Below are 17,673 nucleotides of genomic sequence, written 5' to 3' on the forward strand. Positions count from 1 at the left end.
GGGTTGATATACGTATTGCATATGAGTTATAATTTCATTAACAATCACTTTCATTTGGACGTGTAATGTTTGCAAAAATGTTCAACGAAAAAAATATAGGCAGAATAAGTCTCATCAATATGATAGCCATTATATTCGTATTGACTGTTGCCATGATAGCCTTCATTGTCCGTCAGACAAACACTGAGTTTGAAACTGAACGGGCACAGCTTGTCAAAAATTTCATTGAAACAAAGAAGACAAACTTAAAAAGTGAAGTCGGCAGATTGCTGGATTTTACTAAGTTCAACACTGTGCAAACCAGAAATGCTATTAAAGAAAACATGAAAGACAGAGTCAACGAAGCCGTCTCCCTTGCAATCAGCTACAATAAGAAATTTCACAACAAATTCACCGACAAAGAGATAGATAGAAACCTAATAGATTTCTTTAAGCTATACAGTTGGGACGAAGGGAAAGGATACTTATACATCCTTGATAAAAAAGGCAATGTAATCTACCACCCTAAATATAAAAGCGGAACCAACCTTCTTAAACTAAAAACACCATTCGGAACCATGCCTGTACAGACAGAAATAGTCACAGCATTTGAAAAAGGCGGCGGGTTTGTTGAAAACATGATGCCTAAAGAAGCAGACTCCACAGAATTTGTCCAGAGAATAAGCTATGTCAAGCCTGCCGGAATACATGACTGGTACATAGGAAGCTCTTTTAACGAAGACTTCATCTCAGATGTAATTAAAGAAAAAGTTACCCATAGGATAGACACGGTAAACTTTGACAATGATGGACACTACTTCATAATCAACACAGATGGGAGAGGAGTTTCGATACCAGGCAATAAAGATCTTAACGGAAAAGACCTAACCGAAATATCTGATTCCAGCGGAGTTTTTTACTATAAAAACTTACTATCGTATGCATTACAGAAGAATGACCTGTTTGTCTTCCATAAAGAGAAATATAAAGACTGGGACAAAACAAATCAGGTTATCTCCTATTGCCGGATTTACGAACAGTGGAACTGGCTTATGTGCGGTACTGTCGCCATGAACGACCTCACACCGCTTATCAACGCCAGAAACGAAGCACTAAAGAAAAAGATAACCGACAACAAACAATATGCATTGGTTCTCTTTATAATAGCCGCAATTGTTGCCTCTGGTGTATCATATGTATTTTCTGTCAATATTCAGAAGATCTTTTCACGCTACAAACACGACATCGAAAATAGAAACAAAGAGCTTGAAGAGCTCAATATCGAACTCACTAATCAACTCTACACTGACCACCTGACAGGGCTTCCCAACAGAAACAAGCTGGTCAACGACCTGAATACAGTTGACTCCCCCATACTCATTATGCTGAATATTGACTCATTCAAAAAGATAAACGAAACATACGGTTTCATCATCGGCGACTTTGTCCTTATTGATGTTGGCGAACGTATTTCATCATTTGACAATAAGTACGATATGAAAACATATAAGTTTCACGGGAACGAATACGCTATACTCATCGACTCTGATATTGAAGGAAACACTCTCAAAACTCTCGTACATGAGCTCACAGAATACCTTGATTTTAATGTTAAATATGAAGAGCTCGAAATTGAAATTGACATATCAGTTACAGCAGGCGTTTCTGCTGAAAAAGGCAATATATTCGAAAAAGCAGGTATGGCTCTGCGCCACGCCGACAAAAAGAAACTGCCGTACACAATTTATGACAGCTCTATAGACATTGTTGATGAATATGAAAACGATATACGCTGGACTAAAATAGTTAAAAGGGCACTTAACGAAAATACTCTTGTCCCTTACTTCCAGCCTATCGCTAATTCTCAGACCGGAGAGGTTGAAAAGTTCGAATGTCTTTTAAGGCTTATTGACCATGACGAGGTGATAACCCCTTTCCAGTTTCTGGACATCATCAAAAAGACCAAACTTTATCAGCATATCACAAGACGCATAATTACAAAGTCTTTTGAAATGTTCACCAGTAATGACTTTATGTTCTCCATTAATCTCTCTATTGAAGACGTGATGGATGAATCGACGTCTAAGTTTATACTTGATCTTCTGAAAACGAGCGGGATAGCTAACAGAGTGATATTCGAGCTGCTTGAGTCCGAGGGTATAGAGAGCTTTGAGGTTGTAAACGACTTCATCAAAGAGATAAAGAAAACAGGCGCAATGGTTGCAATAGACGACTTCGGTTCGGGCTATTCCAACTTTGTCTACCTCTCTGAGCTTCAGGTGGATATCATTAAAATTGACGGATCACTAATCAAAAACATCGACAAAGACACTCAGGCTCAGATCATTGTCGGCACAATTATAAAATTTGCCAACCAGCTTAATATTAAAACTGTTGCCGAATTTGTCCACTCGGAAAGCGTAAAACTCAAAGTGATAGAGATGGGCATAGACTACATACAGGGCTATCACATAGGACAACCCACAGCAAACATAGACAGTTACGTAATCTAGTTATATCTGAAAACTTCAGTCTCTTCCGGTATAACAGGTTTAAAAACGCTGGATGGTATCGCAATATCCTTTTTTATATTCTTAAATTCCACGCTGGTGTTATTTCCATTCTGGTCTTTCGTGCTGATACCTTTTACTGTGTCGTTTTCGACAGTGAACACTATAGTTGACAACCCTATATCACCTATGGGCGAAAGAGTCAGCCTCCCATTTTCAAAACTCACGTCAAAATCTTTTCTGATGTCAGCAGGGTTCAGCATTAGCCTCATAAATACATTCGCTGAAGGATCAAGCTTCTGCACGATGAGCTGTTTTGTCTCGCTGTCATAATAATTCATAGAATCTTTATCGAAAAGGTAAAACTGGCGGTACGGTTTGCTGTAATCCCACATCGCCTGTTTACTAATATTAATGAATATCTTTCCACTATAAACGTCCTCTCCGAAACCTTCGATCTCAGTTGATTGGACAAAATCAGCAGTATAGCTCTGCACTGTGGATAGAGCCGCGACAACCTCTTCAGCCGTGCGGGAGTGAGCAACAAAAAAGGTCAGCATCAAAACCATGTATGTCAGAATAAGTTTCTTCATGAATAGTCACCTCGGTTTTCGAATTCTAAATATATACTGTATAAAGACAAGTGTAAAGGCAACTTGGTTCGCTAAATACAATTGATCTACATAATCCGTCTCAAGCATTACTCAAAGCCGTTCTGAAAGAAAACACTTATAAATGAAGCAAGCATAATACTAGCCAATATTTGTTTTTTCTATGACACTACCCCTCTTGCCGCAGCAACACTAAAAACCACAATCTAATATATCTATAATTAATCAAAAACCGTTATACAGTAACACATGCAGACTAATTACAGGCATAACCCTTGCCTGTATAGCTTTTAAGGGCATTGACAATTCACATATTACGTTATATTATCCATAACGAAACCTAGCATATTGATAAAATAATATGGTTTTTTGGAGTACATATGAGAATAAAAAAATTGATGTCAGCCAACAGAGGTGAAATAGCTATCCGTACTTTCAGAGCCTGTACCGAGATGGGTATCAGAACCGTGGCTCTATACTCGGAAGAGGACAAATATTCACTCCACAGATACAAAGCTGATGAAGCTTACCTAATAGGCAAAGGTCTCGATCCTGTTGCAGCTTACATGAATATCGATGAAATAATACAACTTGCTATACATAAAAAGATAGATGCAATACATCCGGGTTACGGCTTTCTCGCTGAAAATGCAGAGTTCGCAAAAGCCTGCAAAGAAGCAGGAATCATATTTATCGGCCCCGACTCTGACACAATCAACATGTTCGGAGATAAAAAGAACGCAAAAATCCTTGCGAAAAAGTGCGGAGTACCCGTAATTGAAGGTTCGGTCGGCACTGTTGCCACAACAGAAGAGGCGGCATCTGTGTCCGAGTCTATAGGCTACCCTGTTCTGATCAAAGCCGTCGCAGGCGGAGGCGGACGAGGCATCAGAATTGCGAAAAACAAAAAAGAACTGCTGGAGAACTACGGTTCTGCCAAAAGTGAAGCTCTGAAAGCATTCGGAAATGACGAAATAATTATAGAAAAATACATTGAAGAACCGAAACACATAGAAGTACAACTCCTCGCAGACAAACACGGTAGCATTGTCCACCTCTTCGAACGTGACTGCTCCATACAGCGCCGCCATCAGAAGCTTATTGAGATAGCGCCCTCCATCAGCGTAGACGACAAAACTCTTCAGCAAATGTATAACGCAGCCATAGAAATAGGTAAAAAATCTAAACTTGTAAACGCTGCCACAGTGGAGTTTCTCGTTGACAAAAAACAAGATTTTTATTTTCTGGAGGTCAACCCCAGACTTCAAGTCGAACACACTATAACGGAGCTCATCACCGGTATAGACATTGTTCAGTCACAGATCAACATTGCCCAGGGAGAGAAACTAAGCTCTCCGGATATTGACATAGAATCTCAGGACACAATCAGAAAAAACGGCTATGCAATTCAATGCCGTGTAACAACAGAAGATCCCGAAAACAACTTTTTCCCTGACACGGGAGAAATCCAGGCATACAGAACTGCCGCGGGGTTTGGTGTGCGGCTGGATGCCGGAAATGGTTTTGCAAACGCCAAAATTTCACCTCACTATGACTCCCTCTTGGTGAAGGTATCCACCCACGCCCACTCCTTTGCTCAATCCGCCCGAAAGATGCACCGGGCTCTGAGCGAATTTCGTATCCGAGGGGTCAAAACAAACATCCAGTTCCTAGAAAAAGTGATTTCTCACGAAAAATTCCTTAACGGCAACTTCAATACTACTTTCGTAGACAGCAACAAAGACCTGTGCGTATTCAAACAGAGACAGGACAGAGCAACAAAAGCTCTCAAATTTCTGGCAAATAATATAATTAACAACCCGTCCGGTTCACGTCTTTCAAAAGAGATAATACTCCCCAGTATCAATCCTCCGGTTGTTCCATACGGTGTGCCTGTTCCGGCAGGGACTAAAGATATTCTGAACAGAAGAGGCGTTCAGGGGGTTATAGACCACGTACGCAGATCAAACGAGGCGTTCTTTACCGACACCACTTTCAGAGACGCCCACCAGTCTCTCCTTGCCACCCGTGTCCGCACTAAAGATATGCTCGATATCGCAGAGTATTATGCACATCACCTGAACGGACTTTTCTCTATGGAGATGTGGGGCGGTGCAACATATGACGTTGCCTACCGTTTCCTTAAAGAATCACCATGGGACAGGCTGATACAGCTTCGGGCGAAAGCTCCGAATATACTATTTCAGATGTTGCTGCGTGCCTCCAACGCTGTTGGTTACACAAATTATCCCGACAATGTAGTCAGACAGTTCATAAAGCTCGCCTGCGAAAACGGAATAGACATTTTCAGGATTTTCGACTGCTTCAACTGGGTTGAACAGATGACACCTGCCATCGAAGAAGTGAAAAAGAACGGACGCATCGCAGAAGCTGCAATATGCTATACCGGCGACATAACAGACCCGAAACGTACAAAGTATTCCCTAAACTATTACACAGGCATAGCAAAAGAACTGGCAGAAGCCGGAACAGATATTATAGGCATCAAAGATATGGCAGGGCTTCTGAAACCATATGCTGCCAAAACCCTTATCAAAGCGATCAAAGAGGAGACAGGGCTACCTGTTCACTTCCATACACACAACACCAGCGGTAATGCAGAAGCGGCTGCACTTATGGCTTTCGAAGCAGGTGCAGACATCATTGACGCCGCAGTAAGCTCAATGTCAGGTCTCACCTCACAACCGAACATGAACTCCATAGCAGCGGCTCTTGACGGGCAGGACAAACACTCAACTCTTGACAAAAAAGCAATGCAAAACGTTTCTGACTATTTTGACAGGGTTCGCAGATATTACTTCCCATTTGAAAGCGGAATGAAGGCATCCAGCGCAGAAGTGTATATGCATGAAATCCCCGGCGGTCAATATTCCAACCTCATAGTACAAGTTGAAGCAATGGGACTCATCGACAGATGGGAAGATGTGCGCCAGATGTATACTGAGGTAAACAAAGAGCTGGGCGACATCATCAAAGTCACTCCATCATCCAAAGTTGTAGGAGACCTTGCACTGTTTCTTGTAAGAAATAATCTCACAGTTGATGACATATACATTAAGGGCGACACACTTAATTTTCCTGATTCAGTAGTCTCATTCTTTAAGGGTATGCTGGGGCAGCCTTACGGTGGTTTTCCGAAAAGACTTCAGGAGATAGTGCTTAAAGGTGAAAAACCTCTGGACTGCCGCCCCGGAGAACTGCTCGAAGACTTCGATTTCGAAGCAGCAGCAAAAGAGCTAAAAGATATGTTCGGGCGTGATTTCTCCCCCACAGAACTTATATCCTACGCACTTTATCCGGCAGTATTCAAAGACTATGTAAAATTCAACAGCGAATATGGAGACCCTTCTGTATTCTGCACAAGATCATTTTTCTACCCTCTTGAAAAAGAAGAAGAAATTGAACTCGACATAGAAGAGGGAAAAACTCTCATCATACGCCATATGAATGTCAGCGAACCAGACGCAAAAGGGATGCGCAAAGTCTACTTTGAGCTGAACGGGCAACCTCGGTCGGTTACAGTAAAAGACGAGACGCTCACAGACATCATAAAATCTAATGCAAAAGGTGATCCGGCAAATCCTAATGAGGTTTGCGCCACAATGCCCGGCAGCATCACAAAAGTTAACGTAAAAGCCGGCGATAAAGTCGCCAAAGGTGATGTGCTCCTCATAACCGAAGCAATGAAAATGGAGACAAAGATTGCATCTGCGGCGGATGGAGAAGTCAGTGAAGTATTCCTTCACGAAGGTGACAAAATAGAATCCGGAGACCTGCTGATAAAGCTGGTATAAAAAACATAGATAATCTCACTGGAACAAAAAAAGCCTGCCTCGGTGAATCCGGACAGGCTTTTTCAAATTAGCTGAATAAGTTTTAGAAAGCAAAACCAAGATTAACAGTATAGCCTGTCACATCCGGTGCAAACATATAAGTTACCCCAAGGCGAAGCTTCCTCATAGTCTTCCTCACCCCTTTAGAGGTTTCTTTGTCTTTGACTTTTGCAAATCCGTATGAAACACCTATTTCATTATATGCATCAACATAAAGCTCAGAGCCGAAGTATCTTGTATCCGTAACAAATATTTCAAAGCTTGTATCTTTTGCCAGACCATCTGACGGGATGTTCAAATTCAGTCCGTTACGTATGACTGTGTTCTGAATATCAACATCAATATCATAATCGCCATACTTAAAAGGGATCGTCTCATACCTGCCCGCCATGTTGCCCATTGTGAGTGTGAGTCTGCCAAGGTGAAAGTTATACGAACTCGTAAGAGAACCGCTTATTATCTGTGCCACAGAAGCAAGGTCAACTGAACCGACAGCACCGTAACCGACAGCGGGAGTCATGCTCCAGTCATTATTTATGAAATATGTAAAACCAAGCCCAAGACCAAAATTATAAGCCTCTGAACCATCGACATCGACATAAGAGATTGGCAGACGGAAGCTGAGAGAGTTTTTAGACCCGTCAAATCTGACAGTATAAGCGAGAGGCAAACCGTAAGAACTGCTTGAAACGCCATCGAGATCATAGTTAGAATATCTGGAAAAAACGGAAATCATATTGGCATTAATACTGCCGGAATTCCCCATACCGGATGTATTCATCTCTATAGCTTCGTCAGAATTCACGCCATACATATAGTCCATTGCAACCATTCTTGACTGCAAGCTGGTTGGGTTACCCGCAACAGGGTCAGTTGGAGTCTCGGCAGCGAGCTCCTGCATAAGTTTTGTCACAGCACCCGCTCCGTTCTCTTTCAGCCAGTCTTCCATTTCGTCAACACTGTCATCCCTGTCCACACCATCAAACACCTCGGTAACTCCAATGGAAGGAATTGTCAGAGTTATCTGAGTTGAATTCTCTGCCATAGTAAGATAAATAGGCACACCGCGAAAATCAATGGTTGCATTTGCCGCTGTAACATCCTCGTTGTAATTGGTAATATTTTGTGTGATTTTGTCTGTATCAAGGTTGTCGATAACATCCTCAACGGATGAAAAACTTTGGGTATAAATATCTTCTGTAGCTTCGCCGGGGTTTGCAACTATCTCAAGATTAAAAATACCTGCATAAGAATCAAGCGGCAGCAGAAGGGTAAACGCCGCAATAGTTAAAAGAATCTTTCTGAACATAAACATCTCCTATATCATTGAGTATCTGTAATATTAACACGATCAGTTACTACTTTGAACTAATTATATTAATATTATTGTAATATCTTCGCAGACAATTATTGTGATTTGATAAATAGTTCAATAACTGCAGCAGTCTTTTCAGGTATGGAGCAATACTCAGATATATCCTTTGCTGTCAGATCTTTCCGCTCATATATATCAGGAAATACTTCAAGCACTTTTCTGACAGTCTTCTCACCTACCCCTTCCAGCATAAGCAACGGAGATTTCTTAAAGTTCTTCAGTGCCAGCTTCCGGCTGTAATCAATAGCAAACCTGTGTGATTCATCACGAACTTTTTGTATAAAAAGCAGCAAAGGATCATTTTTCTTGAGATTAAGAGGATTTTTTCTACCGGGAATATGCACAGATTCAATGGACTGTTCCTGTTTGTCTTTCATGAATTTTATACTGCGCCCTTTGGATATAGAAATAAAGTTGGCAGTATACCCCTTTTCACTGGCGGCTCTCATGGCGGAATTAAGCTGACCTATACCGCCGTCAACAATATAAAGATCCGCAGGGGGTTCGGAACCCTCCTGGATATTTTCAAATTTTCTGCTGAAAAGCTCATAAATACTGATAAAGTCGTCATTTTCTGCAGTTCTTATACGGTATTTCCTGTATTGAGCTTTAGAAAACTCACCATCCACAGCAACAATTGACACTCCGACAGTTCCGGAACCTCCCAGATGCGAAATATCCACACATTCGATCCTTGAAACACTCTCTGCTCCGATAATCTTCTTAAGCTTTTCTGTTATATCTTTCCTCTTCGAGAGCTTATTCAGGTAAAGCTGTGTCTGCACACGCCCATTATCGAGAGCGAGTTTCTCAACAGCGGCATAACCTCTCTTTCTGAAACGGAGTTTTTTGTCAGCAAGCTTCTCAAGTGCTTCCTGAAGGCTGCCAGAGTCTTCCAGACCAGCGATATAGACCATTTGCGGATAGTTACGGAGCACAGAATACATTTGCAGCACAAAGGATTCTATCACCCCTGACGGGTTTTCATCATCTTCCAGAATCTCTGTCCTGCTTCCGATAAGACGTCCCCCTCTGATGAACATCGCAGTGATACCGCTCACGTTCTCGAAACTATGGGGAACAAAAACATCAATACTGCTGGTATCATCCGGCATAACTACTGTCTGTTTAGTAAAAAGCCGGGACAATCCCCGCAGTCTGTCACGCATGATGGCGGCTTCCTCAAAGTTCATATCGTCCGAAAGACGCATCATCTCCTGTTCCATATGTGATTTTACTGTATCCACATTCCCTCTGAAAAACTCCCGTATCTGCTCAACAAGCTGATTATAACGGTTTTTACTGATCATATTCTCGCAAGGTCCCAGACATTTTCTTATCTGGAATTTTAGACAAAGTTTTCCCTCTCTGAATTTACTGTCTCCGCAGGATCTCAGGGGAAAGACTTTAAGGAGTTCGTCCACTATGGAACGCAAACTTCCCACATCCACAAAAGGACCGAAATATTCGCCTTTTTTCCCTGATTCTCTTGTTATGCGCAGCTTTGGATAATCTTCCTCTGTGATCAAAATAAAAGGGTAACTTTTAGAATCTTTAAGCCGGACATTATATCTGGGCTTTTCAGTTTTTATGACGTTATTTTCAAGAAGCAGCGCTTCCGCCTCGCTTGTGGTAACAACGAAGCGTATGTCACGGGCAGACTGAAGCATCTTTCTTGTGCGGATAGGTTTACTTTCGAAATCAACAAAATACGAAGAGACCCTGTTGCGAAGGTTCTTCGCCTTACCAACATACAGGATCTCTCCATTTTTCCCCAGATACAGATATATGCCCGGATTTTCGGGTATTTCTTTTAATACGGGTTTAAACATAGCAGGGATTATATTTCATTCTGTCTCTATGGTCAATCAGGAGCAGGCGGATACGGCATGTCTGTTCCCTGTTAATCTGCACTCATTCAGAATGTTATTAGTTTGGCGCCTCTTTGAAGCATTCTTGTAACAGGTTCGCCCATATAACGGACATCTATACCCATACCTATCAGCTTATCGGACACACCGTATATATCAGCATTCTCCCTGCAAGCAGAAACACTGACACCTGCCGTGATCATCTCTTTAACTTTTTCCTGAACACCTTCGTCATCGGCGAGAAGTTTTGCCGACGGTCCCCATATCACGAGGTGAACTGCGTCCCACCACTCTTTATATTTGGCATTAAGTGTATACATAAAAACTGTAGTCTCTGCCACATCTCTGTCAGAGGAGCACCAGATAACAGCTAATTCATTATTATCTAATTTTGTAGCCATGGGTTTCTCCTTTCCGCACTGTTTATAATCATAGTTATAATTTAATCTGATCATAAATTATAGCAAGAGAAAAGGACTAATTTAGTCTTCTGAATGGTTATAAAAAAAGGGGCACAAAAGTACCCCGCATTACGAATAGTTTAGTGTGAGCAACTGTGGGAGCTGTGAGAACAGGTCTCCATGTTCATTGTAAGGTTTTCGAGTTCCCCTTTGACATAAAGTTTAATGTCGTCTTCCACGATACCGGAAGCTGAACGCATAACCTGTATTCCGTCCTGCATGAGTTTCGCGATAGCGCCCTGGCCTATCCCACCCACAACAATAGCATCTACAGATCTGCCGGCAAGGGCAGCAACGGGATTACATGCACCATGCTCATGGGCTACATCACTATTGTTTATGAAATCAAGCTCCTCAGTTTCTGTGTCATACACAACAAACCCCGGAGCTGAACCGAAATGACCATAAACGCTGCTTGCTGCACCGTCATTTTGTTCAACTGGAAAACATACTTTCATACCATCCTCCTTCTGTTTCTCTAAGTAAGATAATCAGCATATGTTCATTAGTCAATAACAAAATACAGTGTATTTCTTTTTTATATCCTAAAAGGGATAAAACGGCAGCAGTTCAGCTTATTTAAAGATTCAGATCCATTCCGGCTGCAAAGTTATGTGCCCTATCTTATATTTATGCTCCAGATCATGGCTTATCTTATGCACAAGTTCGTAATAGCACTCTTTTCCGCCGCAGTTTATAACAATATGAGCCGACATAAAATACATTCTATGGGTAACTTCCCATATATGAACATCGTGCACGTTATCGACAGTATCATACTTGCTGCTGATATATTCTCTGACTTCTTCGATACTGACCGGAGAAGACTCAAGCAGGATATTAACCGAGCTTTTAAAGAGTGAATATGACCACCTTGCAATAACAAAAGCGACCATGACTGCTATTAGAGGGTCTATTATGTACCAGTCTGTATAATAGATCACAACAGCACCAACAACAATTGCAACAGAGGACAGCGTATCTGCCATCATATGCAGAAATGCTGAACGCAAATTAACGTTACTCATGTCTCCCTTCAGAAGAATCAGACCTGTGATGATATTCACCAGAAGCCCTATAAGGGCAACTACCATAGTTGTACCTGCTTCAATAGCCATCGGGTTAATGAACCTTTCAACCGCTTCGTAAAGAATCCATATAACCGAAAGACCTATGGTTATGGCATTTACAAATGCAGCAAGAACTTCCATACGGTGATACCCGAATGTCTTTTCTGCCGGAGCACTTCTCGTTGCCATTATAATAGCAATATAGCTTATCCCCAGAGCGAAAGAATGAGTAAACATATGCACAGCATCACTCACAAGAGCCAGAGACCCGGCAAGAAGTCCATAAACTATCTCTATCACCATGGTACCGAATGTTATGAGAAGAGAAATCCCAAGCACCCGCTTATCTGCAGTACGGTAGTCGTGGTGATGGTGGTCATGATCGTGATCATGTTCGTGGTGGTGATGCCCCTCACCGGAAACCGGAGCGTGATCGTGGGAACCGAATAAACATTTTTCCATAATTATTTCCCGAATACTTTCAAAATTTCGAGGAATTTACTAAGCTGCACATCCGCCTCTTCTTTCTCTTTACTGCGCATATCCTCTATCAGGTGTCCTTTGGCATATATCTCCAGATATTCACTCATCATAGAATGCACAGCACCTTTTACAGAGGCAAGCATATGAACAAGCTCATATGGGTCTCTGAACTCATAGTCAGCATTGCCGAGATGCTCCTTGATAGTATTCACCTGACCGGATATTCTGCTTATTCTGTTATAAAGTTTTTTCTTTGCTTCTTTGGAGTGCGACATAATTAACCTCAATATAGTATACCCCCCTATACTATATCAATGTAACATTGTCAAATAAATTCCCACGGGTAACCTCGGGGTTCTATGCTTCGCTTATGCTTAACGCATGAAGTTACAACTTCGTTGGCATAGCTAGAACATATGCAAAATACGTCACTGCGAAGCCCGCAGGGCTGTGGCAGGCTCTGGACTCGTTAGCTAATCCTGAGATTGCTTCGTCATTACATTCCCCGCAATGACCTATAAGCTCTAAAGTTGTGATTAGCTCATTCATCCACGCATAAATGCATGATGTTCTGTCTTCGACCACATAAAAAAAGGGGCGAGCATATGGCCAGCCCCCCCTTACCCAAATAATACGTCTTTGAAAGACAGCACACTTTTTTATGTCGAACAAACCTCACGGGAGGTATAGAGTTCAGGAATCATACTATACAACATAAGCATAACAGCTTTTTTACAAGTTACAGTCTTATTTTCCTCGTTGTTCTTCAATAATTATCTGCATTTTCACTTTTCAGTGCAAGTTTGTGCTATAATCACTATAGCTTTAACACTTTCACTGGAGGACTAAATGAGAAAGAAATTTACCAAAAGCATAGAACTGCTAAATAAATCAGTGGCAGACGAGATAGCAGCACTGCATCAGTATATGTACTTTCACTTTCACTGCGATGATCAGGGGTATGATCTTCTTGCCGGATTATTCCGCAGGATTGCAATAGAAGAGATGATGCATGTGGAAAAACTGGCAGAGCGGATTCTTTTCCTTGACGGCGATGTTATTATGAAGGCTGAATCTGACGTTATCCCTGAAAAGGATGTTAAAAAGATGCTTGATATGGCAAGAGAAATGGAAGACCATGCATCTGAAATGTATAACACTTTTGCCAACGAATGCTCAAAAGCCAGCGATTCTGTTACCAAGACTCTATTTGAAAGTCTAGTTGTTGACGAAGAACGGCACTATGATAATTTTGATGACGAGCTTGAAAACATGGACAGATTCGGCGAAAACTACCTTACTCTTCAGGCTATCGAAAGAGCTAAAACAAGGGGCGGCGGACAACCTGCCTAATGATATAAAAGCAGTAAGTACAGCCCGTCTGAAAAGGCGGGCAATGTGCGCTCTTTCAGCCACAAGATGCGTACCTCTCTGGACAAAACGCCAACCCCTATAGGGTTGAACCGGAAAGCTGTTTTTAGTTACTGCCGAAACGCTCCATCACATTTCCCTTTGGTTGCTCCTGCAAGCTTCCCAGATAAGAAAAGCTTCAGATCGTACTCGACCATTCCGGCATGAGACCAGAAAACCTCAATACCAAGCCCGTTAAGCCTGTTTATCGCCCCGTCGCCAATACCGGCTGCGACGACAACATTCACGCCTGCCTTCGTCAGGAGGTCAGAGGCATTTTTACTGCCTGCGGAAAGCGTGGCTTCCTCATTGAGTATTTGCCCGTATTTTTCACTAGATGTGTCATATGTAACAAAAACCGGAGCTGCTGCAAAATGCTCAAAGATAACACTTTCACCCTGTGAATCACCACCGACAGGAAATGCTATAAGCATCCGGGCACCTAGCTGCAGTCACACATACAGGACACATTTTTGCTCCCGCATGAAAGGTTTACCGTCAGGCAGATAAGTGCGCCCGTCTTGAAAAGCTCAATATTTTCACGAACATTTCCTATCCCTGCACGTATCCCCTGTATACCAGCAGCCTGAAGCTTTTTAAGCGGAACAGGACCAATACCGTTCAGAATGACCGCATCTACCTCTTCACCGCCAAATGCATTCAGCGGGTTACAGTTGTTTGGTGTATGATTCAGGTCTGCATTATCTATATACTTAAAATCCTCTGTTTCTGTATCAAAAAGGATAAAACCGGGGGCGTCTCCAAAGTTGCTGTAAATTTCACTATCTAGCCCCTGATCTTCCTCTACTGGAAAGCTTAACTTCATTTCCCACCTCACAAATTAATGATATAATCTTTTTGGATGTTTATTACTATATACTTTTTTTGTCTTTTTGCAAGGCGCCAGCATAATCTAAAACACTGTACACTAAGGACATTATGAACACACACTCATAACAGCACCCTCTATCATACTGTTGACACAGAAACAATAATGCGCTCAAAAAAAAGGCGATGCCCGAAGACACCGCCTTTATATATCTTTTAAGCTTTCAGCACCCGAACCGAGTGTTCCTCGGCAATAGCAGCTCAGCAATACCTATTACTGATTCGTTAAGCTGTGCCGGTGCCAATAAGAAGCAGTTGAACCTACTTACTTAACAGCTTTTGCAAGTTCAATACCTGCGAGAATAGCATTTTTGTTAAGCTCTTCAGTACCTTTTGGTACACGGGAGAGAACAGCTTTCTCAAGTGTCTCAGGAGCAACAAGTCCGCATATTTCGTTAAGAGCACCGAGAGTCACAACGTTAGCTACCATAGCCTTGCCGACTTTTTCAGCAGCAGTTCTGATGATAGGCATCATGTAAACTTTCCAGTTACCCTTAGGAGCCTCTTTAACCATAAGATCATCGAGGATAAGTATTCCGCCGTCCACAAGGTCTTTAGAATACTTCTCAGCAGCTTCCTGTGTCAGGGCTACGAGAATATCCGGAGCCATAACTTTCGGGTAGAAGATCTCTTCGTCAGAGATAATAACTTCTGCTTTAGAAGCACCACCACGAGCCTCTGGTCCATAGGACTGTGACTGGATGGATTTTTTGCCTTCAAATACCGCAGCGCCTGCTGCGAGGATGATTCCGGCTGTGATCATACCCTGTCCGCCGGATCCACTAAGTCTTATTTGAGTTTTAGCCATTACCAACTCCTCCTTAGCTCAGACCGACGTTAGCGTCGTATGCTTCGATAAACTCAGGTCTTGATTCCTGGTGAAGAACACCGATAGGGAATTTGCCTGCTTTCTCTTCGTCTGTCATCTTTTCCCACTGTGCCTTATTGACAGAGTGATCTTTCTGCCACTCTATCATAGCAGACGGGGAAGCAAGCTTGTTCTTACGGCCATAGCCAGTAGGACAGCCTGCGATGATTTCAACAACAGAGAAACCTTTATGCTCGAAAGCCTGTTTGATAAGTTTTTCCATTGGAACAGCGTGGTATGTTGTGCTTCTGGCAACAAATGTAGCACCGGCACCGATAGCAAGTTTAGCTATGTCGAACTGGTTGTCAGAGTTACCGTAAGGTGCTGTTGTAGCACGGGAGCCTTTAGGGGTAGTAGGTGAGTACTGACCGCCTGTCATACCATAGATGTAGTTGTTGAACACGAGACATGTGATGTCAATATTACGACGACAAGCGTGGATGAAGTGGTTACCACCGATCGCTGTCATGTCGCCGTCACCGCCGAGAGCAATAACGTTAAGCTCAGGCTTAGCCATCTTAACGCCTGTTGCGAAAGCGAGTGAACGTCCGTGTGTTGTGTGCAGTGTGTTTGCGTCAATATAACCCGGAAGACGTGAAGCACAGCCGATACCGGATGTGAAAACAAGTTTGTCTTTATCCCAGCCCAGAGAGTCAACGGCACGGATAACGGATTTCATGATGATGCCGTACCCGCAACCAGGACACCAGATATGGGGTATTTTACCTGCTCTGAGGTATTTAGCGTAATCGTAAGCCATGATTATTTACCCTCCTTGATTTTGTTAAGGATAGTAATAGGTGTGATCGGCTCAGAGTCAATCTGGTTGATACCTTCGATTGATGGAACAGTTCCTTCCATTACTCTCTTAACCTCAAGGATTGCCATTCCGAGGTTCATCTCAGGGACGATTATCCTTTTAACTTTATTCTTATATTTTTCAAGATGCTTGTCAGGGAAAGGCCAGATTGTAAGAGGTCTGAAAAGACCAACTTTTATACCTTCTGCTCTTGCCGCTTTAATAGCTTCTTTTGCTGAACGAGCTGTAGAACCGAAAGCAAAGATGAGTATTTCAGCATCGTCACATTCCATTTCGTCTACAACAACGATATCGTCATAGTGATCATCAATCTTAGCCGCCTGACGGATTTCGTCAGCCTGAGCAAGTTTACCATCGTTTGAAGGGAAACCGTCAGCAAGGTGGTTAAGACCTGTTATATGGTAGCGATAGCCTGAACCAAAATCAGCCATTGGTGCAACACCGTCTTCTTCAGGCTGGTATGGGAGGTAATCTTTAGGGTCGCAGGTTGGACGTTTACGGTCATCAACCTTAAGATCGCCAGGTTCCGGCATATTTACAGCTTCTCTCATGTGTCCGATGATTTCATCAGTGAGGAGAATTACTGGTATTCTGTATTTTTCAGCTATGTTAAAAGCTCTGACAGTTTCTTCGAGCTGTTCCTGAACAGTCGAAGGTGTGAGCGCCACAGCCGGGTGGTCACCGTGTGTTCCCCATTTAGCCTGCATAATGTCAGACTGACCAGGACCAGTAGGAAGACCTGTTGAAGGACCGCCTCTCATAACGTTAACGATAACGCATGGGATCTCTGTGAGGTAACCGTAACCAAGGTTTTCCATTTTAAGAGACATACCGGGACCGGATGTCGCAGTCATGGACTTTCTTCCTGATATTGAACCGCCAAGAGTCGCTGCCATAGCGGCAAGCTCATCTTCCATTTGCACGAAACGTCCGCCAACTTTTGGCAGTCTCGCTGCAAGTATTTCTGCTACTTCAGTGGAAGGTGTAATCGGATAACCAGCATAGAATGTACAGCCAGCGTAGAGTGCACCTTCAACTACAGCCTCATTCCCCTGAAGGAACTTTACTTCTTTAGCCACAAATTCCTCCTAATATTATTTTTTATACACTTCGATAGCGAAATCAGGGCACCTGAGTTCGCACTGCATGCAAGCTATACACTTGTCCAGATCTTTGACCGCTGCTTTGAAATCTTTCATTTCAAGAGCATCGACGGGGCAAAGCTCCACACAAATCTCACAGCCTTTGCAGAGGTTTGTGTAAATTTCGATTTTTTCTGCCTTAGCCATTTACCTCTCCTTAATATATTTGAGATTCTCAAATCGAATTTATCTAAAAGAGGGGCTCTCAGCCTCTTTCGGATGCCTGAAAAACAAAAACTACCATAAACAGTGTTATGAATAATTTTCCCTTATTTACAGGTACTTCCGAAAGGAGCTATAAAGCCCCTCTTTGTATCCGTAACATTTTTTC

The 17,673-nt window shown here is 42.5% G+C and carries 17 protein-coding genes; 3 read left to right on the forward strand and 14 right to left on the reverse strand.

Features of this window, described 5'->3' with window-relative positions; translation table 11 throughout:
* The first annotated feature begins 65 nt into the window (after nt 1-65).
* Nucleotides 66-2,492, forward strand: a complete 2,427-nt coding sequence (locus DACET_RS15680; RefSeq protein ID WP_013011592.1) for a cache domain-containing protein — start codon at nt 66-68, stop codon at nt 2,490-2,492.
* On the opposite strand, the gene DACET_RS11725 is transcribed toward DACET_RS15680, so the two are convergent.
* Nucleotides 2,489-3,082, reverse strand: a complete 594-nt coding sequence (locus DACET_RS11725; RefSeq protein WP_013011593.1) for a LolA family protein — start codon at nt 3,080-3,082, stop codon at nt 2,489-2,491. The two genes, DACET_RS15680 and DACET_RS11725, sit on opposite strands and share 4 nt — an antisense overlap.
* 398 nt (nt 3,083-3,480) lie before the next feature.
* On the opposite strand from DACET_RS11725, the gene DACET_RS11730 reads away from it, so the two are divergent.
* On the forward strand, nt 3,481-6,915 hold the full coding sequence (locus DACET_RS11730) for a pyruvate carboxylase (RefSeq protein WP_013011594.1): 3,435 nt from the start codon (nt 3,481-3,483) through the stop codon (nt 6,913-6,915).
* Between the two features lie 82 nt (nt 6,916-6,997).
* Here the strand turns inward: DACET_RS11730 and DACET_RS11735 are convergent, their stop codons facing one another.
* From DACET_RS11735 to DACET_RS16370, 7 genes are all read right to left on the reverse strand, one after another.
* Nucleotides 6,998-8,263: a hypothetical protein gene (locus DACET_RS11735; protein WP_013011595.1), complete on the reverse strand. Its 1,266-nt coding sequence runs from the start codon at nt 8,261-8,263 to the stop codon at nt 6,998-7,000.
* 98 nt (nt 8,264-8,361) lie between these two features.
* The gene (gene uvrC, locus DACET_RS11740) at nt 8,362-10,161 is read right to left on the reverse strand and encodes an excinuclease ABC subunit UvrC (RefSeq protein ID WP_013011596.1); all 1,800 of its coding nucleotides are present in this window, start codon (nt 10,159-10,161) and stop codon (nt 8,362-8,364) included.
* Between the two features lie 86 nt (nt 10,162-10,247).
* Nucleotides 10,248-10,601, reverse strand: coding sequence for a DsrE family protein (locus DACET_RS11745; RefSeq protein ID WP_013011597.1), 354 nt, complete (start codon nt 10,599-10,601; stop codon nt 10,248-10,250).
* 140 nt (nt 10,602-10,741) lie between these two features.
* Nucleotides 10,742-11,119: a NifB/NifX family molybdenum-iron cluster-binding protein gene (locus DACET_RS11750; RefSeq protein ID WP_013011598.1), complete on the reverse strand. Its 378-nt coding sequence runs from the start codon at nt 11,117-11,119 to the stop codon at nt 10,742-10,744.
* 129 nt (nt 11,120-11,248) lie between these two features.
* A complete protein-coding gene (locus tag DACET_RS11755; protein ID WP_013011599.1) occupies nt 11,249-12,193 on the reverse strand; it encodes a cation diffusion facilitator family transporter in 945 nt (314 codons plus the stop codon).
* 2 nt (nt 12,194-12,195) lie between these two features.
* A complete protein-coding gene (locus DACET_RS11760) occupies nt 12,196-12,489 on the reverse strand; it encodes a metal-sensing transcriptional repressor (protein ID WP_013011600.1) in 294 nt (97 codons plus the stop codon).
* A 112-nt stretch (nt 12,490-12,601) separates the two neighbouring features.
* Nucleotides 12,602-12,763: a hypothetical protein gene (locus DACET_RS16370; RefSeq protein ID WP_169304236.1), complete on the reverse strand. Its 162-nt coding sequence runs from the start codon at nt 12,761-12,763 to the stop codon at nt 12,602-12,604.
* A 300-nt stretch (nt 12,764-13,063) separates the two neighbouring features.
* Between DACET_RS16370 and DACET_RS11765 the strand changes: the two genes are divergently transcribed.
* Nucleotides 13,064-13,567 carry a bacterioferritin gene (locus tag DACET_RS11765; RefSeq protein ID WP_013011601.1) on the forward strand — a complete coding sequence of 168 codons (504 nt, stop codon included), beginning with the start codon at nt 13,064-13,066 and terminating at the stop codon, nt 13,565-13,567.
* Nucleotides 13,568-13,695: 128 nt separating this feature from the next.
* Here DACET_RS11765 and DACET_RS11770 read toward each other — a convergent pair whose 3' ends face one another.
* From DACET_RS11770 to DACET_RS11795, 6 genes are all read right to left on the reverse strand, one after another.
* A complete protein-coding gene (locus tag DACET_RS11770) occupies nt 13,696-14,058 on the reverse strand; it encodes a NifB/NifX family molybdenum-iron cluster-binding protein (protein WP_013011602.1) in 363 nt (120 codons plus the stop codon).
* Between the two features lie 8 nt (nt 14,059-14,066).
* A complete protein-coding gene (locus DACET_RS11775) occupies nt 14,067-14,450 on the reverse strand; it encodes a NifB/NifX family molybdenum-iron cluster-binding protein (RefSeq protein WP_013011603.1) in 384 nt (127 codons plus the stop codon).
* Between the two features lie 327 nt (nt 14,451-14,777).
* On the reverse strand, nt 14,778-15,320 hold the full coding sequence (locus DACET_RS11780; protein WP_013011604.1) for a 2-oxoacid:acceptor oxidoreductase family protein: 543 nt from the start codon (nt 15,318-15,320) through the stop codon (nt 14,778-14,780).
* A gap of 13 nt (nt 15,321-15,333) precedes the next feature.
* Nucleotides 15,334-16,140 (reverse strand): 2-oxoacid:ferredoxin oxidoreductase subunit beta, encoded by an 807-nt coding sequence (locus DACET_RS11785; RefSeq protein WP_013011605.1) that lies wholly within the window; start codon nt 16,138-16,140, stop codon nt 15,334-15,336.
* A 2-nt stretch (nt 16,141-16,142) separates the two neighbouring features.
* Nucleotides 16,143-17,279, reverse strand: coding sequence for a 2-oxoacid:acceptor oxidoreductase subunit alpha (locus tag DACET_RS11790; RefSeq protein WP_013011606.1), 1,137 nt, complete (start codon nt 17,277-17,279; stop codon nt 16,143-16,145).
* A gap of 15 nt (nt 17,280-17,294) precedes the next feature.
* Nucleotides 17,295-17,489 (reverse strand): 4Fe-4S dicluster domain-containing protein, encoded by a 195-nt coding sequence (locus DACET_RS11795; protein WP_013011607.1) that lies wholly within the window; start codon nt 17,487-17,489, stop codon nt 17,295-17,297.
* Nucleotides 17,490-17,673: the final 184 nt, after the last annotated feature.

The organism is Denitrovibrio acetiphilus DSM 12809 (genome assembly GCF_000025725.1).
In the GTDB taxonomy this organism is placed as follows: domain Bacteria; phylum Chrysiogenota; class Deferribacteres; order Deferribacterales; family Geovibrionaceae; genus Denitrovibrio; species Denitrovibrio acetiphilus.